Genomic DNA, 23,905 nt, shown 5'->3' with positions numbered 1-23,905 from the left:
GGCATTCTTCCCGCCATGACCAGCCGCCCCCTAACCATGGGAGAACGCGATCTCGCCGCGTCGATCTTCGGCGCGGCGATCGATTATGGCGCGGTGCGCATATACCGGAAATGCTGGTGGCCGCTCCAGCCGCGTCACATCACCATGGCGCCGGACGGCCACCTCTGGTTCCATCCGAATGCCAGTCATTATTGCAGGGATTTCTGCGCCGAAACTCCGCTGGGCCTGCAAGCGCATTTCCTGCACGAGATGACCCATGTGTGGCAGGCGCAGACGAGGGGGCGCTGGTATCTGCCGCTGATGCGCCACCCCTTTTGCCGCTATCGCTACGACCTGCTGCCCGGCAAGCCCTTCGCCGCCTATGGCATAGAACAGCAGGCGGAAATCGTCCGCCATGCCTTCCTGCTGCGGCAGGGCGTCGGCGTGCCGGGAAAGCCGCCCCTGCCCGTCTATGAGGCGTTGTTGCCCTTCACGCGCCGAGAGGGCGCATAAGAAAGCGTTCGGGCTGAGCTTGCCGAAGGGCTCAGGGCGAACGGAGGTGGGGACGTCCGCTTTCCGCCCCTCCCACGTCATGCCAGCGTAAGCTGGCATCTCAGAAGGTGGCGCGCAACATGGCTTACGACCCCAACCTGCGCTGGGGTGACGGTAAAGGCGAAGAGTCAGCTAACCACCCAACCCGGTTCCAGAGCCCATGCCAGCAGGATATAATCGCCTTCTTTCTACCTCCTTTTACTTCAAGCGCTCGATCTTCGCGGCGGCCTCGTCGATCAGCGCCGCGACATCCAATATGGTTTCCGCGTCGGCGCCTTCCTTCTGGAGGCGGATGCGCAGCGATGCCTTGAGATTGTCCATCGCCCGCCGGACCGGCGCATAATCGGCGGAGGGCCGGGCCTGTTCCGCCAGCGAAGTCAGCCGGGCGAGCAGCGCGTCCCGCTCCTGTGCATGCTCGGCGAGATAGGCTTCGCCCTGCGGCGTCGCGGCGAAACGCTTGCGCGTGCCCTCGCTGGGCTGCTCGGCGATCTGCTCCATTTCCGACATCATCGTGAGCGCGGGATAGACCATGCCGGGGCTGGGCACATAGGCGCCGCCCGACAGCGTCTCGATCTCGCGGATGAGGTCATAGCCGTGGCGCGGTTCCTGCGCGGTGAGGTGCAGCAGCAACAGCCGCAGCCCGGCATTGTCGAACAGGCGCCTGCGCCCGCCGCCGCCGCGACCGCCCCGGCCTTCGCCGAAACCGCCGGGTTCATCGCCGAAGCCCGGCAATCCGCCGCGACCGCGTCCGAAGCCCCGGCCGCCTTCGCGCATGCCGCGCATCGGCGAGTCCGCCCCGCGCCCTCCGCGGCCACCCCGCCCTTCCATGGTCGCGCGCCGCTCCCGGCCGACGCCGCCAGTTTCGGGACGCTCCCGAAAGGCGCGGCCTCTGCCTCCGCCCCGGCGTCCTTGCATATCCAATTTCATCATTCTTCCTTCGAACTGCTCCGATAGCTCAAAGATATATCTTAAATTCACAACGAGTCAAGATTAAAATATATCTTAGATGGATTTTCCGTAAAAAAGGGGTGGCCACCAAGCCGGTGCCACCCCTTTTCCTTCAGCTTATGCGGATGCCCGTGCCGGCCGGTCAGTCCGGCTTTTTCGCCACGCCGACCAGCGCCGGACGCAGCAGGCGATCCTTGATGCGATAACCCGCCTGCATTTCCTGCACGATCGTGCCCGGCTCCTCGTCGCTCGGCACTTCCAGCATCGCCTGATGCAGATTGGGGTCGAGCGCCTGCCCCAGCGCCTCGATCTTCTCTATGCCATGGCGGCCGAATACGCTTTCCAGCTCCCGCCCGGTCGCCTCCAGGCCGGTGACGAGGCCCTTCAGCTTCTCGTCCTCGCGCAGTTCGGCGGGAATGGCCGCCAGCGCGCGGCCCAGATTGTCGGCGACGGACAGGATGTCGCGGGCGAAGGCCGTCGCCGCATAGGCCCGCGTGTCGGCCAGTTCCTTTTCCATGCGCCGCCGCACATTCTGCGTTTCGGCATGGGCATAGAGCACATCCTGTTTCGCGGCCGCCAGATCATTTTCCAGCGCGGCCAGCCTTTCCTCCAGAGCTGCGGCCGGGTCGGCGGCAGCCGTTTCGGCAGCGGCAAGCTTTTCCTCTTCCACCGGGGACTCCATTTCCATCTTGTCTTCACTCATCTCATCAATCTCGAAAGCGTTTGTGCAGTGAAATCCACCATGGGGATGACCCGCGCATAGTTCAAGCGGGTCGGGCCGATCACGCCCACGACGCCGACGACGCGGCCGCCCCCGTTGCGATAGGGTGCGGCTATGACCGAAGAACCGGACAAGGAAAAGAGCTTGTTTTCCGAACCGATGAAGATTTTCGTGGCGGATGCGGCCAGCGCCCCTTCCATCAGGCGCGAAATCTCGCTCTTTCCTTCCAGATCCTCCAGCAATTGCCGCACCCGTTCCAGATCGTCGGCGGCATGCTCGTCGATCAGATTGGCCTGCCCCCGGACGATCAGCACCGGGCGGTCGGCGGCGTCGTTGCTCCAGCTGGCAAGGCCCCGCTCGACCAGCCCGCGCGCGGCCTCGTCCAGCGCCTGCCGGTCGCGCGCCAGTTCCTGCATCAGCCTTTCCTGCGCCTCGGCAAGCGTCAGGCCGGAGAGGCGGGAGGAGATATAATTGCCCGCCTCCACCAGCGCGGAGGGCAGAATGCCGGGGGGAAGATCGACGACGCGGTTCTCGATGCCGCCATCGGACCCGACCAGCACCGCCAGCGCCTGTGCCACGCCGCCCTGCCCGCCCGCCGGACCCAGCGGCACGAAGCTGAACTGGCGCAGCACCATTTCCCGGCGGGGGACCATCACCATGCCCGCGCAGGCGGACAGGCCCGACAGCGCGGTGCTGACGGCGGCGAGCGCGTCTTCTATCGGCCCGCTTTCGGTCACCTGCCGCTCGATCGCACGGCGTTCCTCAGGCGACGGCTCGGTCATCTGCATCATGCCGTCGACGAAGATGCGCAGCCCATATTCGGTCGGCATCCGCCCCGCCGACACATGCGGCGCGGCGAGCAGGCCCATCTCCTCCAACTCCTGCATCACATGGCGGATCGACGCGGAAGAGAGGTTGAGCCCCGGCAGCTGGCTGATCGTGCGCGAGCCCACCGGCACCCCGGTGCCGAGATAGTTTTCGACCACCAGACGGAATATATCGCGGGCGCGATCGTTCATTTCTGTGATCGGGGTCAGGCTCATGGCTCCCAATCTAGGAAAGGACGGCGTACTTCTCAATGCTCGGCTTCATCGCCTCAGGTTCATAATGGAAAGGCGCCCGGCAAGGGGCGCCTTATCCTGGGGGTGGACCGCTCAGGATCGGCTGAGGCGGGGTTTCAGCCGGGGCGAAGGCCGGTCCGGCTTGCCGAAATTATAGCTCAGCTGGAGCGGCCGCTCGCCCTCGCCCGTCTCCGCCGCGCGGGCAGCGGGGGTAAGCGGCGGGCGGTCATCCAGCCGGGCGGTGGCCGGGTAGCTCTGCGTCATCAGGAAGCTGGCGCGGCGCATCCGGTTCCTGCGGGTGAGGAACGGGTTTTCCGGCGACGGATCGCGAGCGACCATCTCCTCCAGGTTCTGCGCCGCATCGCCGACGGGCGCACTGCCCATGGCGGGGCCGTCCAGCGGCGAGGGCGAGCGGACCGGGGCCGCAGGGGCGGCGGCGGCGACCGGCGCCGCTTCCGCCACGGGGTCCGTCACGGGCCGTTCCGGCAGGATAGGCGCCTCGGAAGCAAGCGGCTCCTCTTCCGGCACGAACACCGAATCATCCTCCGCATCGCGACGGCGGCGGGTCATCAGGAACACGCCCGCGCCGCCCAGCAACAGCGCCAGCGCGCCGCCGCCCAGCCACAGGGCGCTGTCATCGCTCCCCTGGCCATCAGCGGGAACGGTGGGTTCGGCAGCGGTCCGCGCGGGCGGCTCTGCCTCCATATCCAGCGGCGCGGCCGGAGCGGGCGTGAACGCAGGCTCGCGAAGCGCGCTTTCCGCTTCGGCCTGAGGAGCCTCGGCCCTCGGCTCGGCTCTTGGTTCCGTGCGCGTTTCCGCGCGGCGCGTCGGGGTGGGGGACGAGGACGGCTCCGGCGCGGCGGCCCGGCGCGGCTCCGTGGTTTCGCGGGCATGCTCAGGCGTCGGCGCAGGCGGCGGGGCCGCTTCCGTCCTTTCGGGCGTCCTTTCGGGCAGAGGCTGGACCACCGGCTGCGCGGGCGTGAACTGGATGGTCGGCGTCTGGGAGGACGCGGGCGTCTGCGCACTCGCGGGCGGTGCGACCGGCGCGGCCGGTGCGGTCTGCGTCACTGGCGGCGGCGCGACGGCTGCTTCCTGCGCCAGCGCGGGGATGGAGGACAGGGCGAGCACAGCGGCAATCGCGGTGCAGGCCGGGGCGAAGGGGGAAAGCATCTCTCTCATGCACCCGTAAACCCGGAAGGCCCGCGCCGGTTCTCCTCCACGGCGACGGAAAGACGCCCCTTTTCGGCCAGCCGAGGGAAATGTGCCCCAGCAGCGACGAACCGTTGGGGGATTTTCTCCCGATCGGGCTTGTGCCGGACGCGGCGGACGCATATCGGCGTCGCATATTTCTAACTCATCAGATTTTCATGAAAGGCCCTCCCCCCATGCGCCCATCCGGCCGTACCCCCGATCAAATGCGTTCCATCGTCATGGAGCCGGGTTTCACCGTGCATGCCGAGGGCAGCTGCCTCGTCAGCTTCGGCGACACGCGGGTGCTGTGCACGGCCAGCGTGGAAGAGCGCGTGCCGCCGTTCCTGCGCGGCAAGGGCGAAGGCTGGGTGACGGCCGAATATGGCATGCTGCCCCGCGCCACCCATACGCGCGGCAGCCGCGAGGCCGCCAAGGGCAAGCAGTCGGGCCGCACGCAGGAAATCCAGCGCCTGATCGGCCGCTCGCTGCGCGCGATCGTCGACCTGAAGGCGCTGGGCGAACGGCAGATCACCATCGACTGCGACGTGATCCAGGCCGATGGCGGCACCCGCACCGCCGCCATTTCCGGCGCGTGGGTCGCGCTGCGCATCGCGGTGGACAAGCTGATGAAAGACGGCCTGCTCGCCGCCGACCCCATTCGCCAACAGGTCGCCGCCGTCAGCTGCGGCATTTGCGGCGGCACGCCGGTGCTCGACCTCGATTATGTCGAGGACAGCGCCGCCGAGGCCGACGCCAATTTCGTGCTGACCGGCGACGGCAAGCTGGCCGAGGTGCAGGCGACGGCGGAAGGCGCGACCTTCGACGAGGAAGAGCTGTTGCGCCTGCTGCGCCTCGCGCGTATCGGTTGTGGGGAAATATTCGCCGCGCAGCGGAAGGCCACCGGACGATGACGGACAATTGGGGGAATGAGCAGTCGGTTCGCAAGCTGCAACCCGGCAAGCTGGTGATCGCCAGCCATAATGCGGGCAAGGTCCGCGAAATCGCCGAACTGCTCGGCCCCCATGGCATAGAGCCGGTATCGGCCGGCTCGCTCGGCCTGCCGGAACCGGACGAGACCGGCACCACCTTCATCGCCAATGCGGAGTTGAAGGCGTTGCAGGCGGCGGACCTCTCCGGCCTGCCTGCGCTGGCCGACGACAGCGGCCTGTGCGTCGAGGCGCTGAACGGCGATCCCGGCATCTTCTCCGCCCGCTGGGCCGGACCGGACAAGGATTTCAACCTGGCGATGCGCCTGGTGTGGGAAGCGATCGCCGCCAAGGGGCCGGATGCGGGCCATGGCGCGCATTTCGTCTGCGCGCTCGCCCTCGCCTGGCCCGACGGGCATGTGGAGGCGTTCGAAGGCCGGGTGGACGGCATGATCGTCTGGCCGCCGCGCGGCGACAAGGGCTTCGGCTACGACCCGATCTTCCAGCCGCTCGGCCACGACATCAGCTTCGCCGAGATGGACCCGGCGAAGAAGCATGCGATGAGCCACCGCGCCGACGCCTTCCGCCAATTGGTGGCGGCGTCTTTCTAGGGGCGGTCCTGATCGTCACCCCAGCGCAGGCTGGGGTCGTCGCGTTCCCTCTCCTGAGGTGCCAGCCTACGCTGGCATGACGGAAAAGAAGATGAAACGGTCCTCTCACTGTTCGGGCTGAGATTGTCGAAGGGCTCAGGACGAACGGTTTTGTGATGTCTGGAAATAGCCGCCACCCCGATCACTCAGGCAGCAGCGCGACTCTCCGTTGCGCGCCGCGCCTGCGCGCTTCCCCTGCCCCACCCTGCCTCCTGGCATCGGCCAGCACCTCCGCGCCGCCCTCATCGGCGCGCATGCCCCAGACATTACCCGCCGGGCTGTAGCGGCAGACGAGGAAGTCGAAATCCCGGTTGGAGGCGAGCGCGCAGCCGACCGAGGTGGTCGTGCGCCAGATGATCTGGCTGTAATGGCCCGTATCCTGCCAGTTGCCCGTCCGGCTGATGTGGGGCACCGCGCGCGCGACATAGTTGCGCCGCTCGTCGAGGAAACCCGCCATCATCTGGTCGTAGCCGAAGGCGTCGCGCGTCCCCATCCACAGATTCTCGCCCTGCGGCTGGGCCCTGCCCGTCATGTCCGCATGCTGGAGATAGCCCTTCTGCGCGAGCAGCCGCGCATAGGCGCGCGCGTCGGCGGCCAGCCGGTCGTCCCAGTTCAGCGGCGGCACGCGCCAGCGCTGCCGCTCGCCATTATGCGCGGAAAGGACCGTCTCGGCGAGCGATCCCCGCGCGGTCGCGCCGCCATGATCGGGATAATAGATCCATTGTTCGGAATAGGAGGGCGCCAAGGCGCTGTCAGCCTGCGCCGGGGTGGAGAGGAAAAGCGGGGTGAGCGCCAGAACGGCAAGCGCCCGACCGACAAGCAACGGTGGCGCAAGACCCCGAACCCGCATATAGATACCCCCGATCATGAATTGCGCTTCTAATACACCAGCGGTTAACGAGTTCCCCCCTGCGATGGTTAATCGCCCGCAATCCAACGCGAAATCGGCTCCGCTGGCCCTCTATGTCCATTGGCCCTTCTGCATTTCCAAATGCCCCTATTGCGATTTCAACAGCCATGTGCGCGAACGGGTCGACATCGACCTGTGGCGCCGCGCGCTGCTGGCGGACATGGCGCATGAGGCGACGCTGACCGGCGGGCGGCCGCTGGGGTCGATCTTCTTCGGCGGCGGCACCCCCTCGCTGATGCCGCCCGCGCTGGTCGCGGAGTTGATCGCGGCGGCGGCGGAGCATTGGCGCCTGCCGCCCGATGCGGAAATCACGCTGGAAGCCAACCCGAACAGCGTCGAGGTGGACCGCTTCGCCGATCTGGCGCGGGCCGGGGTCAACCGGGTGTCGCTGGGCGTGCAGTCGTTCGAGGACGAGGCGCTTCATTTCCTCGGCCGCGCCCATGACGCGGGCGAGGCGACGCGCGCGATAGAGGTGGCGCAGCGGCATTTCGATAGGGTCAGCTTCGACCTCATCTATGCGCTGCCAGGCCAGTCGGCCACCCAATGGGAACGCCAGCTCGGCCATGCGCTTTCCTTCGGTACCGGCCATCTCTCGCTCTATCAGCTGACGATCGAGCCGGGCACGCGGTTCGAGACGCTGGTGCGGCAGGGCAGCTTCACCCCCGCCGATCCCGATCATGCCGCCGACCTTTACGAGCGCACGCAGATAATGACCGGCGCGGCGGGCCTGCCCGCCTATGAGACGAGCAACCACGCCCGCGCCGGCGAGGAAAGCCGCCACAACCTCACCTATTGGCGCTATGGCGACTATGCGGGCATCGGCCCCGGCGCCCATGGCCGCCGCGCCGACGCCGCCGGAACGCCGGTCGCGACGCAGCGTCATCGCAAGCCGGAAAACTGGCTCGGCGCGGTGGAGCGCAACGGCCATGGGATGCAAGGCGAAACCCCGCTCGATGCCGGGGACCGCGCGCGCGAGGCGCTGCTGATGGGCCTGCGCCTCGGCGAAGGGGTAGACCTCGCCGCCATCGCCGCGCGCACCGGCCTTGCCGAGGCCGGGCTGGTCGATGCCGAAGGAATCGCGCGCCTCGCCGCTCATGGCCTCGTCGCGCACGAGGGCGAACGGCTGCGCGTCACGGCTGAGGGTGCGCTGCTGCTCGATGCCATCCTCGCCGAAATCGTGCTATAGCGCGCCCATGAGCCTCGCCCATCAGGACCGGCTGGCCCGCTGGCACCGCCATCTCGCCCATGAGCGGCGGCGATCGCCGCATACGGTGCGCGCCTATGTCGCGAGCGCCGGGCGGCTGCTCGATTTCCTGACCGCGCATCATGGCGCGGTGCCGGGCGACGCCGCCCTTTCCGCCCTGCCCGCCGCCGAGCTGCGCGCCTTCCTCGCCCATCGGCGCTCGCAGGGCATCGGCAATGTCTCGACCGCGCGGGAATTGTCGGCGGTGCGCGCCTTCCTCGCCTTCATCGGCGGCGAGGACGCACAGGTGCCGGTGCTGCGCGGGCCGGCGGTGAAGAAGGGCCTGCCCCGCCCCATCTCCCCCGACGAGGTGATCGCGCTGGCCGAGGACGTCTCGGAAAATGCGCGCGCGCCGTGGATCGCCGCGCGCGACTGGGCGGTGCTGCTGCTACTCTACGGCTGCGGCCTGCGCATATCGGAGGCGCTGTCCTTGAAGGGCCGCGACGTGCCCGCTGGCGAAACGCTGCGCGTCACCGGCAAGCGCGGCAAGACGCGCATCGTGCCGATATTGCCGCAGGTGCGCGAGGCGCTGGCCGATTATGCGCGCGCCTGTCCCTTTGCGCCGGGCGCGGACGAGCCGCTGTTCCGGGGCGCGCGCGGCGGGCCGCTCGACCCGGCGATCATCCGCAAGGCGGTGCGGGAAGCGCGGCGGCGGCTGATGCTGCCCGAACGCACCAGCCCCCATGCGCTGCGCCACAGCTTCGCGACGCATCTGCTGGGGCGCGGAGCGGACCTGCGTTCGCTTCAGGAACTGCTCGGCCATGCGAGCCTCAGTTCGACCCAGATCTACACGCAGGTGGACGCCGCCCATCTGCTCGACATCTACCGCAACGCCCATCCGCGGGCATAGGGGAAAGCGGGGCACGTTAGGTTGGTAAACTATCCGTTCGCCCTGAGCTTGTCGACCCGAAGGGCGGGCGAAGCCCAACGGCTGTACTTCTTTTCTACGTTGGAAAAAGAAGAAAGACAGGGCTTCGACAGGCTCAGCCCGAACGGGATATAGCCTCAGTAATCAATCCTCGCGCTTGTCTCCATTGGTGTCCCCATTGGGCCGCCAGCGGATCAGCCGCCAGACATAGGCGATCACGATCAGCCCCACCGCCGCCGTCGTCACCGGCCCCAGATAATCGTCGATGCGCCGGAAATGCGAGCCGAGGAACATGCCGCTCCCCGCCAGGATGATGTTCCAGATCAGCGCGCCCATGCCGGTCCAGATCAGGAAGCGGACATGCCCCATGTGGAACAGCCCGGCGGGCAGCGACACGATCGTGCGGAAGGCGGGCATGAAGCGGAAGAAGAACACGATCTTCTCGCCATGGCGCTTGAAGAGGCGGTTGAGCATTTCCACCTCCTTCCACTCTATCGTCAATATGCGGCCGAAGCGGCGGACCAGCGGGCGCAGCCGCTCCTTCCCCAGTTTCCAGCCGATCCAGTACCAGAAATAATTGCCGATCACCGTGCCCACGGTGCCGGCGAACAGCAGCGGCGCCATCTCCATCCGCCCCTGCCCGACGCGGATGCCGCCTATGCCCATGATGAGCTCGGACGGAATGGGCGGGAAGATATTCTCCAGCGCCATCAGCAGCGCTATGCCCCAATAGCCGCCCGCGTCGATGAGGTTGACGACCCAGTCGGTCATGATGGCCAGCCTGTCATGATCCCGCGCGGGCCGGTCAGCCCTTCGCCTTCGCAAGGCGGCGGAGAATCGCGTCCCAGATCATGCCCGCCGTGTCGGTGCCGTTGAATTCGTCGATCGAAACGATCCCTGTGGGGGAAGTGACGTTGATCTCCGTCAGCCATTCGCCGCCGATCACGTCGATGCCGACGAACAGCAGCCCGCGCTTCTTCAGCTCCGGGCCGAGCGCGGCGCAGATTTCCCGTTCCTTCTCCGTCAGCTCGGTCTTGGCCGCCGATCCGCCCACCGCGAGGTTGGAGCGGATCTCGCCCGCGCCCGGCACCCGGTTGACCGCGCCCGCGACCTCTCCGTCGACCAGCACGATGCGCTTGTCGCCCTCGCGGACGGCGGGGATGAACGCCTGCACCATGAAGGGTTCGACCCATGAGGCGTTGAACAGTTCCACCAGCGCGGAAAGGTTCGCGCCGTCCGGGCCGACGCGGAACACCGCGCTGCCCGCATTGCCGTAAAGCGGCTTCACCACGATATCGCCATGCTCGGCGAGAAAGGAGCGCACGTCGGCAAGGCTGCGGGTGATCATCGTCGGCGGCATGAAGCGCGCATAATCGAGCACGAACAGCTTTTCCGGCGCGTTGCGGACGGAGGCGGGGTTGTTGACCACCAGCGTCTCGTCCTCGATCCGCTCCAGCAAGTGCGTCGCGGTGATGTAGCTCAGGTCGAAGGGCGGGTCCTGCCGCATCAGCACCACGTCGACGTCGCGGCCGAGGTCGAGCGTCACCTTCTCGCCGAAGCGGAAATGGTCGCCCTCCACCTTCTGCACCGTCACCGCGCGCGCCTCGGCATAAAGGCGGCCGTTACGCCAGGTGAGGTCGGGCGCGCCGTAATGATAGAGCGCATAGCCGCGCGCCTGCGCCGAGAGCATCAGCGCGAAGGTCGAATCCCCGCCAATCCTGATTCCCTCCATCGGGTCCATCTGAACGGCGGCCTTGATCGACATATGGTTCTTCCCTGATTGCGAACGGGGACTCAGCCCCCGTGCCAGACGTTGCTCAAATGGCGCGGGGGGTGGCCGGGCGCAAGCAGCATTACGTCGATTTGCATGTCGTCGCCCGGTTGCAGATAGCGAGGGGCGAGGCTTTCCGCCGCCGCCGCGACCCGCGACAGGCGCCGCTCGTCGATGGCGAAGTCCAGCTCCGCCGCGCTTCCGCGCGCCTTCACCTCGACGAATGCGACCAGGGCGCCGCGCCGCGCGATCAGGTCGACCTCGCCGGCCCGGCAGCGCACCCGCCGGTCGAGGATCGTCCAGCCCTTGAGCCGCAGCCACCAGGCGCAGAGGCGCTCCGCCTGCCGCCCGCGCCTCTCCGCCGCCAGTCTTGCCGGAGAACCCCCGATGCCCGACGTCATTGCCCCTTCAGCTCCAGCGCGCGGGCATAGAGCGCCCGCCGGTCGAGGCCGGTCGCCTTCGCCACCTCGCTCGCGGCCTTGCCCACCGGCAGGCGCGCCAGCGCCTCGCGCAGCAGTGCATCGGCATCCTCCCCGCTCGCCTTCTCCTTCTCGCCCGGCGGGCCGACGACGACGACGATCTCGCCCTTGGGGGGCGTATCCCGATAGGCGGCGGCCAGATCGGTGAGCGGGCCGGTCCTCACCTCCTCATAATTCTTGCTGATCTCCCGGCAGACGGCGGCGTCGCGATCCCCCAGCGCCAGCGCCATGTCGGAAAGCGAGGCGGCAAGGCGAGGGCCGCTTTCGTAGAAGATCAGCGTCGCGCGCACCGCCGCCACCTCGGCCAGCGTGTCGCCGCGCGCCTTGGACTTGGCGGGCAGGAAGCCCATGAACAGGAAACGGTCGGTCGGCAGCGCCGAGAGGGTCAGCGCGGCGATGGCGGCACAGGGGCCGGGAATGGTGGTGATCGCATGGCCCGCCGCCCGCGCGTCGCGTACCAGCTTGTAACCGGGGTCGGAGATGAGCGGCGTGCCCGCATCGCTCAACAGCGCCACCGCCTCGTCCCCCATGCGCGCAATCAGCCGCGCCCGCACGCTTTCGTCGCTATGGTCGTGATAGACGATCATCGGCCGGTCGGACCCCGCATGGCGCAGCAGCTTCGCGCTGACCCGGCTGTCCTCCACCGCGACCACGTCGGCGCGGCATAATATGTCGGCCGCCCTTGGACTGAGGTCAGACAAGTTGCCGATCGGCCCTGCAACGATATAAAGGCCGGGAGTTAGAGCATCCACCATAAGGAGTTTCCATGGCAGAGTCGGACGGCCTTGGGCAAGCAAACATATGGGGCCGCCTGCGCGGCCTGGGCCGGGGCCTTGTTCTCGCGGGCGGGCTTTTCCTCGCCGCTTGTCAGACGATTGTGCCCAAGGGGACCGGGCCGGAACAGCCCGCGCCGCCGCCGCCCGCCCCGGTGCAGCCCGGCCTGCCGACCGACACGCAGCGGCACCGAATCGCCCTGCTCGTGCCCACCACCGGCCCCAATGCCGGGGTCGGCCAGTCGATCGCCAATGCGACCACGCTGGCCCTGCTCGACACGCAGGCAAAGAATGTCCGCATCACCACCTATGACACCGGCAAGGGCGCGGCGGCGGCGGCCGCCCGTGCGGTCGCGGACGGCAACCGGCTGATCCTCGGCCCGCTGACCGGCGACGAGGTGAAGGCGACCGCGCCCGCCGCGCGCAAGGCGAACATCCCGATCATCAGCTTTTCCAACGATGCCAGCATCGCCGGGAACGGCGTCTACATCATGGGCTATTCCCCGGCACAATCGGTGGAGCGCGTCGTCGGCTATGCCCGCTCGCGCGGCATGAGCAAGTTCGCCGCGCTGGTGCCCGCGGGCGTCTATGGCGAGCGGGCGGGCACGGCGATGCTGCGCGCGGTGGAGGCTTCGGGCGGCACCGTGATCGCGATGGAAACCTTCCAGCGCAGCGCCGGGTCGCTTTCCGCAGCGGTCAAGAAGCTGCCCTCCGGCTATGACGCGGTGCTGATCGCCGATGGCGGGCGCATCGCGCTTCAGGCCGCACCGCTCATCCGTCAGGGCGGCGGGGCGCAGGCGCGCCTGCTCGGCACCGAGCTGTGGAACACCGAGGAAAGCACGATCGCCGCCAGCCCCGCGCTGCGCGGCGCATGGTTCGCCAGCGTGTCGGATAATTATTATCGCCAGCTCGCGACCAAATATCGCGCCCGCTTCAAGACCGCGCCCTATCGCCTGTCCGCGCTGGGCTATGACGCGGTGCTGCTGACCGTGCGGATCGCCCAGAACTGGAAGGTGGACACCGCCTTCCCGGTGAGCAGCCTCAATGACAAGGGCGGCTTCGCCGGCATCGACGGCGCCTTCCGCTTCGACCGCGACGGCGTGGCCGACCGCGCGCTGGAGGTGCAGCAGGTGGACGCGGGCAAGTTCACGGTAATCGACGCCGCGCCCAGGGGGTTCTGACCCCGGCGGGACAAGGGCCATGAAAAAGGGCGGCCCCGATATGGGAGCCGCCCTTTTTTGCCCTTTTCCTGTCATGCCAGCGCAGGCTGGCATCTCAGGAGACGGCGCGTAACATGGCCTGCGGCCCCAGCCTGCGCTGGGGCGACGCGCGGAGAACGGATCAGCCGACCGTCTGCCCTGTCTTGGCCCAATCGGCGAGGAAGCCTTCGATCCCCTTGTCGGTCAGCACATGGTTGAAGAGCGAGAGGATGACGGCGGGCGGGGCGGTCATCACGTCGGCGCCGATCTTCGCGCTTTCCAGCACATGGATCGGGTTGCGCACGCTGGCGACGAGGATCTCGGTCGCGAACGCGTAATTGTCGTAGATGAGGCGGATGTCCTCGATCAGCTTCATGCCGTCGAAGCCGTTGTCGTCATGCCGCCCGACAAAGGGAGAGATGAAGCTCGCCCCCGCCTTCGCCGCCAGCAGCGCCTGATTGGCCGAGAAGCACAGTGTCACATTGACCTGCGTACCCTCGCCGGTCAGCGCCTTGCAGGTCTTGAGTCCGTCGACCGTCAGCGGCACCTTGATGCACACATTGTCGGCGATCTTGCGGAGGATCTCGGCCTCCTTCATCATCGTCGCATGGTCGAGCGCGACGACCTCCGCCGACACCGGCCCGTCGACGATCTTGCAGATCTCCGCGATCACTTCCGTGAACTTGCGCCCCGATTTGTGGATCAGCGACGGGTTGGTCGTCACCCCGTCCAGAAGCCCCGTGGCCTCAAGGTCGCGGATCGCATCGGTATCGGCGGTATCAACGAAAAATTTCATGGCGGCGGCTCCTTCTGCAAGCGCTGATTCGCCCGCCCCTATACCCCCTTCCGCCCCGGACGATAAGGCCGCGATCAAGGCGGGGCTGGCGCGCGCGATCCCTCCGTTGCTACTAGGGGGCCATGACTCGCGCCCGTGTCCTCATCCTCAACAGCGCCCTGGGGCCGCTCGACTATCGCGTGCCGCACGGCATGGCGGTGGAGCCGGGCAGCATCGTCGAGGCGCCGCTCGGCCCGCGCCGCATCGCGGGCGTGGTGTGGGAGGAAGACCGCTTTCCCGGCGTCGAGAGCGTCGGCGACAACCGCCTGCGCCCGCTGACATGGGTATCGCCCGCCCCGCCCCTGCCCGCGCCGCTGCGCCGCCTGATCGAATGGACCGCCGACTATTATATGGCGCCCGCCGCCGCCGTGCTGCGCATGGCGCTGTCCTCCGGCGCGGCGCTGACCGACCAGCGCACGGTGATCGAATATCGCGCCAGCGGCCTCATCCCCGACCGGCTGACGCCCCAGCGCGCGCAGGCGCTCGAACGCATCGGCGATTTTCAGGGCGTCCCCCGCGAGCTGGCGGAAAAGGCGGACGTCTCGCTCGCCGTGCTGCGCGGCCTGATCAAGGCGGGCGCGCTGGAGCCGGTGGAGGTCGAGGCCAATGCCCCCTATCCCGCGCCCGACCCCGACCATCAGGTGCCGCAGCTCAATGAGGCGCAGCAGGCCGCAGCCGATACGCTCACGCAAGCGATCGACACGGGCGGCTTCCACGCCTTCCTGCTCGACGGCGTGACTGGATCGGGCAAGACCGAGGTGTATTTCGAGGCCATCGCCCGCGCGATCCGCGACGGGCGGCAGACGCTGGTGCTGCTGCCCGAAATCGCGCTGACCGAACCGTTCCTCAAACGCTTCGAGGCGCGCTTCGGCGTCGCGCCGGTCGCCTGGCACAGCGGCCTGCGGCAAAGCGAGCGCCGCCGCGCCTGGCTCGCCGTCGCGCGCGGACAGGCGAGCGTCGTCGTCGGCGCGCGCTCGGCGCTGTTCCTGCCCTTCCCCAATCTCGGCCTCATCGTCGTCGACGAGGCGCATGAGATCAGCTTCAAGCAGGAGGACGGCGTTCATTATCACGCCCGCGACGTGGCGGTGATGCGCGGCGTGTTCGAGAAATGCCCGGTGCTGCTCGCCTCCGCCACGCCCGCCATCGAGACGCGGCATCAGGTGACGCTGGGCCGCTACAGGGAAATCCGCCTGCCGTCGCGTTTCGGCGGCGCGCAGATGCCGGAGATCACCGGCATCGACCTGCTGCGCGATCCGCCCGACCGCCAGCGCTGGATCGCCCCGCCGCTGGTGAAGGCGATGCGCGAGACGCTGGACAAGGGCGAGCAGGCGCTGCTGTTCCTGAACCGGCGCGGCTATGCGCCGCTGACGCTGTGCCGCCATTGCGGCTATCGCTTCCAATGCCCCAATTGCACCGCCTGGATGGTCGAGCACAAGCTGACCCGCCGCCTCGCCTGCCATCATTGCGGCCATATGATGCCGACACCGCGCGAATGCCCCGAATGCCATGAGGAGGACGCGCTGGTCGCCTGCGGCCCCGGCGTCGAGCGCATCGCCGACGAGGTGGCGCTGCTGTTCCCGCAGGCGCGCACCGCCATCGTCACCTCCGACACGCTCTGGTCGCCGGAAAAGGTCGCGGAATTCGTCGCGGGGGTGGAAAACGGCGCGATCGACATCATCGTCGGCACGCAGCTCGTCACCAAGGGCTATCATTTCCCCAATCTGACGCTGGTGGGCGTGATCGATGCCGATCTGGGGCTGGAGGGCGGCGACCTGCGCGCGGCGGAGCGATGCTTCCAGCAGATCAGCCAGGTTTCCGGGCGCGCCGGGCGCGGCGAGAAGCCGGGCCGGGTGTTCCTCCAGACGCGGATGATCGACGCGCCAGTCATCAAGGCGCTGCTGTCCGGCGATGCCGAGCGCTTCTACGCGACCGAGACGGAGAACCGCCGCATCGCCCATGCGCCGCCCTTCGGCCGCTATGCCGCGATCATCGTGTCGAGCGAGGACGCCGCCACCGCCGCCGACATCGCCCGGCGGCTGGGCAAGAGCGCCCCGCAGGCGGAGGGGCTGCACGTCTACGGCCCCGCTCCCGCCCCGCTCGCCCAGCTGCGCGGACGCCACCGCCACCGCCTGCTGGTCCACGCCTCGCGCGGCCTCAATGTGCAGGAAGCGATCGCGAACTGGCTGGGCGCGGCCGACTGGCCCGCCTCGGTCCGCGTGACGGTCGATATCGACCCTTACAGCTTCCTTTGATATAGGGGCGCCTGATTTCTATGCCCTACCGCTTCATCCATATCGTCCGAAAAGGAGTATATCGCCTTATCTCAACAAGATAAGCGGAACAAAGAATTGCCTACCTTTTCGATAGAAAATTTGCATTGCCGCCCGGCGACTTTTTTCTATACGCAAGCAGAGAATTCGGAGAATCACATGACGTATCTGATGGGGGAGATTCTTCCAGCCCTGCTTCCCTTCATTTTTATTGGTTTCGCGGCGCAATTGATCGACGGCGCACTGGGCATGGCCTATGGCGTCATATCCAGCACCCTGCTGATCGCGATGGGCGTGTCGCCCAAGCATGCGTCGGCGGGCGTCCATGCCGCAGAGACCTTCACCACCGCCGTTTCGGGCCTCAGCCATATCTATCACCGCAACATCGACTGGCAGTTGTTCCGCCGCCTCGCCATTCCCGGCGTGATCGGCGGCGTGGGCGGGGCCTATCTGCTGTCGAACATCGACAGCGGGGTCATCAAGCCGTTCGTGCTGGCCTATCTGACCTCGATCGGCCTGTGGCTGATCTGGCGCAGCACCCATGTGATCCACCGCGCCCGCGACCCGCGCGTCGTCGCGCCGCTGGGCCTTGTCGGCGGCTTCCTCGACGCGAGCGGCGGTGGCGGCTGGGGGCCGGTGGTCACGTCGAACCTGCTGTTGCAGGGCGGCGACCCGCGCACCACGATCGGCACGGTGAACACGGCGGAATTCCTGCTCACCCTGTCGGTCAGCATCACCTTCCTCGTCCATCTGGGCTGGGAAAGCTTCACCATCGCCACCACCGGCCTGCTGATTGGCGGCGTCGTCGCCGCGCCGCTGGGCGCGAAGCTCGCCAAGCATATCGCACCCAACCGGCTGCTGCTGCTGGTCGGCGTCGTGCTGACCCTCACCTCGGCCTATGGCATCGCCAAGTCGCTGAACTGGGTGGGGTGATCCGTCATGCCAGAGCGCAGGCCGGCATGACCTATTTCCCGTTGAACAACAGGTTGCGGCCAAGAGCTGACATTGCCTTTACCGTCACCCTGAACTTGGTTAGCTGCGCCGGCCTTCGGCTCAGGGTCCATTTCGCCGGATTGACCATCGGTCTGTGGGGCTTGATGGATGCTGAAACAAGTTCAGCATGACGATCGGGTTAAATCTAACTACCTAAATAACCTCTTCTTTTCTCCGTCATGCCAGCGAAGGCTGGCATCTCAGGGGATGTCGCACCACATGGCCTACGACCCCAGCCTTCGCTGGGGTGACGGTAAGACAACACCCCAGGCAGCCTTCCCCAAACAGCTTTGCAGCCCCATAAGCGCCCAAGAAAAAAGGCGGGGATTGCCCCGCCCTTTTCCATTGCCGTCTATATCCCGCGATCAGTCCCGGTCCGCTTCGCCGCCGTCGCTGGAGCGGCCGAACAGGCGTTCCGCCTCTTCGCGGAAGGGGTTGGAAGCCGGAATGCTCTGCTCCTCGCCTTCCTCGACGCGCGCCGCATCGTCGCGCCCCGCCTCATCGCGCCCGGCGTCGTCGCGCTGGCGCCGCAGTTCCTCGATCAACGCAGCCTTGGCGCCGTCGAGGCGCGTGTCGGCGGGCGCCTCGATCCCGGCCTTCTTCGCCGCCTTGGCGACCTCGGCATCCAGTTCGCGCTGCGAGCACAGGCCGAGCGTCACCGGATCCTTCGGCACGATATTGGCGATGTTCCAGTGGCTGCGGTCGCGGATCGCGGCGATGGTGGTGCGGGTCGTGCCGATCAGGCGACCGATCGCGCCGTCGGAAATCTCCGGATGGTTGCGCAGGATCCACGCAATGCCGTCCGGCTTGTCCTGCCGCTTGGAAACCGGCGTATAACGCGGCCCCTTGGTACGGCGGACAGGCTCGCTGCCGCGCGAAATCTTCAGCGCATAATCGGGATCGGCCTCGCCCTTGCGGATTTCCTCGACCGTCAGTTCATGCGCGCGCACCGGATCGCGCGGCGTATATTTGATGCTCGTCGTATCGTCGGCGATGGCCTGTACCTCCAGCATGTGCAGACCGCAGAAATCGGCGATCTGCGAAAAGCTGAGGCCGGTATTCTCGATCAGCCAGCAGGCGGTGGCGTGGGGCATAAGCGGCTGGGACAAGGCGTGCGCTCCAGTCTTGAAACAACATCGGAAATAATAAGGGCCACCCAAGCAGGGTGGCCGCCAAACCAGTCACGGATAAAACAAAGCCGGTGCGAGAGCAAGTAAAATGCTTTCCCGGCCCTGCCTCCGTTCCCCGCCCCGTCATTCCACCTGCAGCACGATCTTGCCGAAATGCTCGCCCGCCTCCATCCGGGCATGGGCGCGGGCGGCTTCGGCCAGCGGCACCACGCTGTCGATGGCCGGACGCAATTCGCCCTTGGCCACGAACGGCCAGACATGGTTGCCGATCTCGTCGGCGACCAGCGCCTTGAACGTGTCGGATCGCGCCCGCAGCGTGGAGCCGGTCAGCGTCAGCCGCCGCATCATCACCTCGGCCATGGAAATCTGCGCCTTGCTGCCGCCCAGAACGGCGATCGACACATGCCGCCCGTCGTCGGAGAGGCATTTGAGGTTGCGCGCGACATAATCGCCGCCGACCATGTCGAGCACCACCTGGCAGCGGCGCCCGTCGGTGATGGCGCGGACTTCCTCGACGAAATCCTGCGTGCGGTAGTTAATCGCATGATGGGCGCCCCAGTCCAGCGCCGCCCTGCATTTCTCGTCCGTGCCGCAGGTGACGATGATCCGCACGCCGAACAGGCGGCACAGCGAAATGGCCATCGTCCCGATGCCGCTGGTGCCGCCATGCACCAGCACCGTGTCGCCCTCGACCGCATAGGCGCGCTCGAACAGGTTGGTCCACACGGTGAACAGCGTTTCGGGCAGCGCCGCGGCCTCCACCATGTCGTATCCGTCCGGCACGGGCAGGCATTGCCCGGCGGGGACCGTCACATATTCGGCATAGCCCCCGCCATTGGTGAGCGCGCACACGCGCTGCCCCAGCAGCGCCACGTCCACCTCCGCGCCCAGTTGCACCACCACGCCCGACACCTCCAGCCCCAGCAGCGGAGAGGCCCCGGCAGGCGGCGGGTAATTGCCCTGCCGCTGGAGGAGGTCGGGCCGGTTCACCCCGGCCGCATGCACGCGGATCAGCACCTCGCCCTTGCGCGGCGCGGGAATGGCCATCGTCCTTTCGGCCAGCACGTCCGGCCCGCCCGGACGATCCATGCCTATAGCCCGCATTTCCTTGGATATTATCTCCAGCGCCACACCTGATCTCCCCCCACTGTCCGGGCAGCCGGCTCATGTGAGTGGCCCATGATCCGCCGCCCGATCGCCATGCCATATTGACACTGCTCCTGATAGGGTCAACATTAATGTCGATGGATATGGACGACTATCTGCCGAAGCGGGCGGATGACCCGCTCAACCTGTTGATCAGGCAGGATCTTGCCCCCCTGTCTGTCGATGAGCTTCGCGCCCGCGTCGCGGCGCTGGAGGCCGAGATAGAGCGCGTCCGCAAGACGATCGACCGGGCGGTCAGCCACAAGGCCAGCGCCGAGGCCTTATTCCGAAAATGAGCTTATCCCCTTTCCTCGTCGCCGCCGGCGGGAAAACCGGCCCTGAAGGACGGAGGACGGGGATTTGGGTCGGCGCCCTTGACCAAGCGGTAACGCGTGCCGACATAGTGGAAAATGGCATCCCCCTCGGATGCCGGGAGAACTGAAATGCCGTCTTTTGCTTCCGCCCTCGAAACCACGCTGCACAATGCGCTGACGCATGCGTCCGAGAGGCACCATGAATATGCGACGCTGGAACATCTGCTCCTCGCCCTGATCGAGGACGAGCACGCCTCCAAGGTGATGCAGGCCTGCGGCGTCGATCTGGGCGAACTGACGGATTCCGTAACCCATTATCTCGATACCGAGCTGGACAGCCTGAAAGTGGACAGCGACACCGACCCCTCGCCGACCAGCGGCTTCCAGCGGGTGGTGCAGCGGGCGATCCTGCACGTCCAGTCCTCCGGCAAGGACGAGGTGACCGGCGCCAATGTTCTGGTCGCGCTGTTTTCCGAGCGGGAAAGCTATGCCGTCTATTTCCTGCAACAGCAGGATATGAGCCGCCTCGACGCGGTGTCCTATATCTCGCACGGCGTCGGCAAGGCGACCGCCCAGCCCGCGCAGCCCGAAACCAAGGCGAACGAGCAGGAGAAGAAGGCGCAGACCAAGGAAAAGAAGGACAGCGCACTCGACCAGTTCACCGTCAACCTCAACGAGAAGGCGATGGAGGGCAAGGTCGACCCGCTGATCGGCCGCAGCGCCGAGGTCGACCGCACGATCCAGATCCTGTGCCGCCGGTCGAAGAACAACCCGCTCTATGTGGGCGACCCCGGCGTCGGCAAGACCGCCATCGCGGAAGGCCTCGCGCGCAAGATCATCGAGGGCAACGTGCCCGACGTATTGAAGGACGCGGTCATCTACTCGCTCGATATGGGCGCGTTGCTCGCCGGCACGCGCTATCGCGGCGACTTCGAGGAGCGTCTGAAGGCCGTGGTGAACGAGCTTGAAAAGATGCCGGAAGCGGTGCTTTTCATCGACGAGATCCATACCGTGATCGGCGCGGGCGCGACCAGCGGCGGGGCGATGGACGCCTCCAACCTGCTGAAGCCCGCCCTGTCCGGCGGCACCATCCGCTGCATCGGCTCGACCACCTACAAGGAGTTCCGCAACCATTTCGAGAAGGACCGCGCGCTGCTGCGCCGGTTCCAGAAGATCGACGTCAACGAGCCGACCATCGAGGACACGATCAAGATCCTCACCGGCCTGCGCCCGAATTTCGAGGAGCATCACCATGTCCGCTACACGGCGGATGCGATCAAGGCGGCGGTGGAGCTTTCCGCCCGCTACATCAACGACCGCAAGCTGCCGGACAAGGCGATCGACGTGATCGACGAGGTCGGCGCGATGCAGATGCTGGTCGCCCCATCGAAGCGCAAGAAGATCATCACGTCCAAGGAGATCGAGGCCGTCATCTCGACCATGGCGCGCATCCCGCCCAAGACCGTGTCGAGCGACGACAAGACCGTCCTCGTCTCGCTGGAGCAGGACCTGAAGCGCGTCGTGTTCGGGCAGGACAAGGCGATCGAGGTGCTGGCAAGCGCGATCAAGCTTTCCCGCGCGGGCCTGCGCGATCCGGACAAGCCGATCGGCAACTACCTCTTCTCCGGCCCCACCGGCGTCGGCAAGACGGAGGTCGCGCGGCAGCTCGCATCGCTTCTCGGCATTCCGCTGCAACGCTTTGATATGTCCGAATATATGGAGCGCCACTCGGTCAGCCGCCTGATCGGCGCGCCTCCGGGCTATGTGGGCTATGACCAGGGCGGCCTATTGACCGACGCGATCGACCAGAACCCGCATTGCGTGCTGCTGCTCGACGAGATCGAGAAGGCGCATCCGGACCTGTTCAACATCCTGTTGCAGGTGATGGACAATGGCCGCCTGACCGACCATCACGGCAAGACGGTGGATTTCCGCAACGTCATCCTGATCATGACGACCAACGCGGGCGCATCCGACATGGCGCGCGAGGGCATCGGCTTCGGCGATGTCATCAGCAAGGAGGATGCGAGCGAGGAAGCGGTGAAGCGGCTGTTCACGCCGGAATTCCGCAACCGGCTCGATGCGATCGTTCCGTTCGGCTATCTGCCGCCGGAGGTCGTCGCACGGGTGGTCGACAAGTTCGTCCTGCAACTGGAACTGCAACTGGCCGACCGCGACGTCCACATCACGCTCAGCGACGAGGCGCGCAAGTGGCTCACCGACCGGGGCTATGACAAGCTCTACGGCGCCCGCCCGATGGGCCGCCTGATGCAGGAGAAGATCAAGCAGCCGCTGGCCGAGGAGCTGCTGTTCGGCAAGCTCGTCCATGGCGGCGAGGTGGTCGTCGGCCTGAAGGACGACGCGCTGACCTTCCAGATCATCCCGGCCGCGCCCAAGGGCAAAGGCAAGCCCAGCGCGAAGCCGAAGGCGAAGGCCGCCGATACGGAGTGATCGGCGCGGGGTTGAGGAAACGGAACGGGCGGGGTCATTCTCCGCCCGTTTTCGTTGATAGCCGGGCCGGGTGCGTGGGAACCCAACGTCCCCGCAAGAGAAGAACGACAGGAGGATGCAGATGAGCGAGCTGATATTCTACACCAATCCCATGTCGCGCGGACAGATCGTCCGGTGGATGCTGGAGGAGCTGGGCGAGCCTTATGAGGAACGCCTGCTCGATTACGGCACGACGATGAAGGCGCCGGACTATCTCGCCGTCAATCCGATGGGCAAGGTGCCCGCCATCGTCCATCGCGGGCAGGTGGTGACGGAGGGCGCGGCGATCTGCACCTATCTCGCCGATGCCTTTCCGGAGAAGCGGCTGGTCCCGCCACCCTCCGCCCGCGCGGACTATTATCGCTGGCTGTTCTTCGCCGCCGGGCCGGTGGAACAGGCCGTCACCAGCCACGCCTTTCACTGGACCCCGGACGAGAAGCAGCGCAGGACGGTCGGCTTTGGCAGCTACGAGGATGTGATGAACGCGCTGGAACAGGCGGTCGCGGGCAAGAGCTTCATCGCGGGCGATCGCTTCTCCGCCGCCGACGTCTATGTCGGCGCGCAGATCGACTGGGGCCTGCGCTTCGGCACCATGCCGGACCGCGCCGCCTTCGCCGATTATGTCCTGCCCCTGCGAGAGCGCCCGGCCTACCGGCGCGCACAGGAGATCGACGGCGCGCTGATCGCTAAGATGCAGCAGGGCGGGTAGCTATCCGGATGCCAGCAGGCCGCGCGCCGCCACCCCCGCCGGGATCGCCGCGATGCACAGGAAGGTGCCGAACGCTATCCGTGTCGTGCGATCGATGGCGTAGCCGCTCAGCGCGCGCAGCAGCACCCACGCCAGCGCCAGCAGCGAGGATGCGAGCAGGATGAACGGCAGCGCCTGCCAGCCGAACCATGCCCCCAGCGCGCCCAGCAGCTTCGCATCCCCCAGCCCCAGCCCGTCGCGCCCGCGCGCCGCGCGGTAACCGAGCGACAGGGCGAGCAGCACGCCATAGCCCAGCGCCGCGCCGACCAGCGCCTCCTTCAGCCCGACACCCGTGATCCACGGCGCGACGGCGAAGCCCAGAAGGGCGAGCGGCAGGGTCAGCGCATCGGGCAGCCAATAATGGCGCGCGTCCAGCACCGCCAGCGCCAAGAGGCCCCAGCCCAGCACCATCCACCCCAGCGCCTGCGGCACCGGCGCGGCCAGCATCGCGCCGACACCGATCGCCGCGCAGCCCAGTTCCATGCGCATATGCACGGGATCGATCCGGCCGCCGCAGCCACGGCACCGCCCCCGGCTGGCGAGATGGCTCAGCACCGGGACGAGATCGGCCGCGTGCAGGGTCCGCCCGCAATGATCGCAGCACGATCGCCCCGAAAGGACCGACCGCCCCTCCGGCCAGCGCATCACCAGCGCGGCCAGGAAGCTGCCGAAGATAAGGCCCAGCACGCCGCCGCCGAGCACCATGGC

At 67.1% G+C, this 23,905-nt stretch carries 24 protein-coding genes; 11 read left to right on the top strand and 13 right to left on the bottom strand.

What is annotated here, in order from left to right; genetic code table 11:
- Nucleotides 1-15: 15 nt before the first annotated feature.
- Nucleotides 16-492 carry a vgr related protein gene (locus tag GGR43_RS17180; protein ID WP_188073188.1) on the top strand — a complete coding sequence of 159 codons (477 nt, stop codon included), beginning with the start codon at nucleotides 16-18 and terminating at the stop codon, nucleotides 490-492.
- A 237-nt stretch (nucleotides 493-729) separates the two neighbouring features.
- Here the strand turns inward: GGR43_RS17180 and GGR43_RS17175 are convergent, their stop codons facing one another.
- The 4 genes from GGR43_RS17175 to GGR43_RS17160 form a co-directional block, all read right to left on the bottom strand.
- Nucleotides 730-1,314 carry a PadR family transcriptional regulator gene (locus tag GGR43_RS17175; protein WP_223177499.1) on the bottom strand — a complete coding sequence of 195 codons (585 nt, stop codon included), beginning with the start codon at nucleotides 1,312-1,314 and terminating at the stop codon, nucleotides 730-732.
- Between the two features lie 307 nt (nucleotides 1,315-1,621).
- Complete coding sequence (gene grpE, locus GGR43_RS17170) at nucleotides 1,622-2,182, bottom strand: nucleotide exchange factor GrpE (RefSeq protein ID WP_188073187.1); 561 nt, start codon at nucleotides 2,180-2,182, stop codon at nucleotides 1,622-1,624.
- Nucleotides 2,179-3,243 (bottom strand): heat-inducible transcriptional repressor HrcA, encoded by a 1,065-nt coding sequence (gene hrcA / locus GGR43_RS17165; RefSeq protein ID WP_188073186.1) that lies wholly within the window; start codon nucleotides 3,241-3,243, stop codon nucleotides 2,179-2,181. The genes grpE and hrcA overlap by 4 nt, the downstream gene beginning before the upstream one ends.
- Nucleotides 3,244-3,354: 111 nt before the next feature.
- Entirely contained in the window at nucleotides 3,355-4,440 is a 1,086-nt protein-coding gene (locus GGR43_RS17160) for a hypothetical protein (RefSeq protein WP_188073185.1), read from the bottom strand.
- Between the two features lie 206 nt (nucleotides 4,441-4,646).
- On the opposite strand from GGR43_RS17160, the gene rph reads away from it, so the two are divergent.
- Nucleotides 4,647-5,363, top strand: a complete 717-nt coding sequence (gene rph / locus GGR43_RS17155) for a ribonuclease PH (protein WP_188073184.1) — start codon at nucleotides 4,647-4,649, stop codon at nucleotides 5,361-5,363.
- Nucleotides 5,360-5,989 carry an RdgB/HAM1 family non-canonical purine NTP pyrophosphatase gene (gene rdgB, locus GGR43_RS17150; protein WP_188073183.1) on the top strand — a complete coding sequence of 210 codons (630 nt, stop codon included), beginning with the start codon at nucleotides 5,360-5,362 and terminating at the stop codon, nucleotides 5,987-5,989. The genes rph and rdgB overlap by 4 nt, the downstream gene beginning before the upstream one ends.
- 181 nt (nucleotides 5,990-6,170) lie before the next feature.
- Here rdgB and GGR43_RS17145 read toward each other — a convergent pair whose 3' ends face one another.
- The gene (locus GGR43_RS17145; RefSeq protein WP_246343858.1) at nucleotides 6,171-6,896 is read right to left on the bottom strand and encodes a CAP domain-containing protein; all 726 of its coding nucleotides are present in this window, start codon (nucleotides 6,894-6,896) and stop codon (nucleotides 6,171-6,173) included.
- A gap of 46 nt (nucleotides 6,897-6,942) precedes the next feature.
- On the opposite strand from GGR43_RS17145, the gene hemW reads away from it, so the two are divergent.
- Together hemW and GGR43_RS17135 are read left to right on the top strand one after the other, a co-directional pair.
- Nucleotides 6,943-8,124: a radical SAM family heme chaperone HemW gene (hemW, locus tag GGR43_RS17140; RefSeq protein ID WP_188073182.1), complete on the top strand. Its 1,182-nt coding sequence runs from the start codon at nucleotides 6,943-6,945 to the stop codon at nucleotides 8,122-8,124.
- A 7-nt stretch (nucleotides 8,125-8,131) separates the two neighbouring features.
- On the top strand, nucleotides 8,132-9,031 hold the full coding sequence (locus tag GGR43_RS17135; RefSeq protein ID WP_246343856.1) for a tyrosine recombinase XerC: 900 nt from the start codon (nucleotides 8,132-8,134) through the stop codon (nucleotides 9,029-9,031).
- Nucleotides 9,032-9,193: 162 nt separating this feature from the next.
- On the opposite strand, the gene GGR43_RS17130 is transcribed toward GGR43_RS17135, so the two are convergent.
- The 4 genes from GGR43_RS17130 to rsmI are packed head-to-tail and all read right to left on the bottom strand — an operon-like array spanning nucleotide 9,194 to nucleotide 12,054.
- Nucleotides 9,194-9,820, bottom strand: a complete 627-nt coding sequence (locus GGR43_RS17130; RefSeq protein WP_188073180.1) for a DedA family protein — start codon at nucleotides 9,818-9,820, stop codon at nucleotides 9,194-9,196.
- Nucleotides 9,821-9,854: 34 nt separating this feature from the next.
- Nucleotides 9,855-10,814, bottom strand: a complete 960-nt coding sequence (gshB, locus tag GGR43_RS17125) for a glutathione synthase (protein ID WP_188073179.1) — start codon at nucleotides 10,812-10,814, stop codon at nucleotides 9,855-9,857.
- 29 nt (nucleotides 10,815-10,843) lie between these two features.
- A complete protein-coding gene (locus GGR43_RS17120; RefSeq protein ID WP_188073178.1) occupies nucleotides 10,844-11,221 on the bottom strand; it encodes a YraN family protein in 378 nt (125 codons plus the stop codon).
- The gene (gene rsmI / locus GGR43_RS17115) at nucleotides 11,218-12,054 is read right to left on the bottom strand and encodes a 16S rRNA (cytidine(1402)-2'-O)-methyltransferase (protein ID WP_188073177.1); all 837 of its coding nucleotides are present in this window, start codon (nucleotides 12,052-12,054) and stop codon (nucleotides 11,218-11,220) included. The genes GGR43_RS17120 and rsmI overlap by 4 nt, the downstream gene beginning before the upstream one ends.
- A gap of 11 nt (nucleotides 12,055-12,065) precedes the next feature.
- On the opposite strand from rsmI, the gene GGR43_RS17110 reads away from it, so the two are divergent.
- Complete coding sequence (locus tag GGR43_RS17110) at nucleotides 12,066-13,253, top strand: penicillin-binding protein activator (protein WP_188073176.1); 1,188 nt, start codon at nucleotides 12,066-12,068, stop codon at nucleotides 13,251-13,253.
- 160 nt (nucleotides 13,254-13,413) lie between these two features.
- Here GGR43_RS17110 and fsa read toward each other — a convergent pair whose 3' ends face one another.
- A complete protein-coding gene (fsa, locus tag GGR43_RS17105) occupies nucleotides 13,414-14,067 on the bottom strand; it encodes a fructose-6-phosphate aldolase (RefSeq protein ID WP_188073175.1) in 654 nt (217 codons plus the stop codon).
- A 122-nt stretch (nucleotides 14,068-14,189) separates the two neighbouring features.
- Here fsa and GGR43_RS17100 point away from each other — a divergent pair, with 122 nt between their 5' ends.
- Both GGR43_RS17100 and GGR43_RS17095 read left to right on the top strand, forming a co-directional pair.
- Nucleotides 14,190-16,358, top strand: a complete 2,169-nt coding sequence (locus GGR43_RS17100) for a primosomal protein N' (protein WP_188073174.1) — start codon at nucleotides 14,190-14,192, stop codon at nucleotides 16,356-16,358.
- Between the two features lie 177 nt (nucleotides 16,359-16,535).
- Nucleotides 16,536-17,309, top strand: a complete 774-nt coding sequence (locus GGR43_RS17095) for a sulfite exporter TauE/SafE family protein (RefSeq protein ID WP_188073173.1) — start codon at nucleotides 16,536-16,538, stop codon at nucleotides 17,307-17,309.
- 425 nt (nucleotides 17,310-17,734) lie between these two features.
- On the opposite strand, the gene GGR43_RS17085 is transcribed toward GGR43_RS17095, so the two are convergent.
- Together GGR43_RS17085 and GGR43_RS17080 are read right to left on the bottom strand one after the other, a co-directional pair.
- Nucleotides 17,735-18,463 (bottom strand): DUF1013 domain-containing protein, encoded by a 729-nt coding sequence (locus GGR43_RS17085; RefSeq protein ID WP_188073212.1) that lies wholly within the window; start codon nucleotides 18,461-18,463, stop codon nucleotides 17,735-17,737.
- A 159-nt stretch (nucleotides 18,464-18,622) separates the two neighbouring features.
- Nucleotides 18,623-19,588: an NAD(P)H-quinone oxidoreductase gene (locus GGR43_RS17080; RefSeq protein ID WP_246343854.1), complete on the bottom strand. Its 966-nt coding sequence runs from the start codon at nucleotides 19,586-19,588 to the stop codon at nucleotides 18,623-18,625.
- A gap of 149 nt (nucleotides 19,589-19,737) precedes the next feature.
- Between GGR43_RS17080 and GGR43_RS17075 the strand changes: the two genes are divergently transcribed.
- The 3 genes from GGR43_RS17075 (at nucleotide 19,738) to GGR43_RS17065 (ending at nucleotide 23,158) form a co-directional block, all read left to right on the top strand.
- On the top strand, nucleotides 19,738-19,941 hold the full coding sequence (locus GGR43_RS17075; protein ID WP_425502246.1) for a DUF1192 domain-containing protein: 204 nt from the start codon (nucleotides 19,738-19,740) through the stop codon (nucleotides 19,939-19,941).
- A gap of 147 nt (nucleotides 19,942-20,088) precedes the next feature.
- Nucleotides 20,089-22,410 (top strand): ATP-dependent Clp protease ATP-binding subunit ClpA, encoded by a 2,322-nt coding sequence (clpA, locus tag GGR43_RS17070; RefSeq protein ID WP_188073170.1) that lies wholly within the window; start codon nucleotides 20,089-20,091, stop codon nucleotides 22,408-22,410.
- A 121-nt stretch (nucleotides 22,411-22,531) separates the two neighbouring features.
- Nucleotides 22,532-23,158 (top strand): glutathione S-transferase family protein, encoded by a 627-nt coding sequence (locus GGR43_RS17065; RefSeq protein WP_188073169.1) that lies wholly within the window; start codon nucleotides 22,532-22,534, stop codon nucleotides 23,156-23,158.
- On the opposite strand, the gene GGR43_RS17060 is transcribed toward GGR43_RS17065, so the two are convergent.
- A complete protein-coding gene (locus tag GGR43_RS17060; protein WP_188073210.1) occupies nucleotides 23,159-23,902 on the bottom strand; it encodes a prepilin peptidase in 744 nt (247 codons plus the stop codon).
- Nucleotides 23,903-23,905 lie beyond the last annotated feature (3 nt).

The sequence above is a fragment of the Sphingobium jiangsuense genome, assembly GCF_014196495.1.
In the GTDB taxonomy this organism is placed as follows: Bacteria; Pseudomonadota; Alphaproteobacteria; order Sphingomonadales; family Sphingomonadaceae; genus Sphingobium; species Sphingobium jiangsuense.
Note: the sequence above shows the minus strand (reverse complement) of the source record. Positions and strands in the feature narration are given on the sequence as shown.